Source organism: Dellaglioa sp. CoH-57-MRSF-19, from assembly GCF_056781975.1.
Genome location: NZ_JBXAXW010000076.1, coordinates 1 through 605, shown reverse-complemented (window position 1 = coordinate 605; position 605 = coordinate 1). Strand labels below are relative to the sequence as shown.

General features: G+C 51.7%; 1 protein-coding gene. It reads left to right on the top strand.

What is annotated here, in order from left to right:
• Window positions 1-107 precede the first annotated feature (107 nt).
• Window positions 108-605, top strand: a 498-nt coding sequence (locus tag AC1RO3_RS08290; protein ID WP_481763972.1) for a hypothetical protein, incomplete at its 3' end; no start/stop codon positions are given.

The window sequence follows — 605 nt, the reverse complement described above, 5'->3', positions numbered from 1 at the left end:
CCGCAAACGCGGCTGACTTATCGACAGGGTGGAGTTCGTACAGTATTGGTACGTCCAGTGGTTTGATAAATGACTTGGCTTTCTTGCCGGGAGCTAATTTGTACGTAATGGCATCGACAACCGGAATCTACACTATTCCGAATCCGGGAGCGGTCGGTACAGCAGGACTTCTCACGGGAACGTTGACACCAACATTGCGTAGCTCCGCAGGAGGTTCGATCAGCGCCCTGATGCTAGTTGGGTCGTACATGGTTGCGTTCGGTGCTAATGGATATATCGCAACATCGACAGATGGCATTACGTGGACTGCAATCACACCTCTGCAAAATAATGGTGCGTGGCAGGCAGCGCTGTACGACGGCTCGAAATATGTTGTTTTCTCTGATAATGTAAACGGTATAATTGCCACGTCACCAGACCTGAAAACGAATTTTCAAGCGACCTATGCAACGGAGAACGCGGAAGTGGCTTGGAGTATAGCTACCGGTGGCACAGGCACAGCGCTACTTCCGGTTTCGGGGCCGCCCGATGCTACTACGGGACGATTCACTTGGAACTCTGGGCAAACTCCTGTCATAGCTCAGGTAAGCTCACCCAGTTCAGGA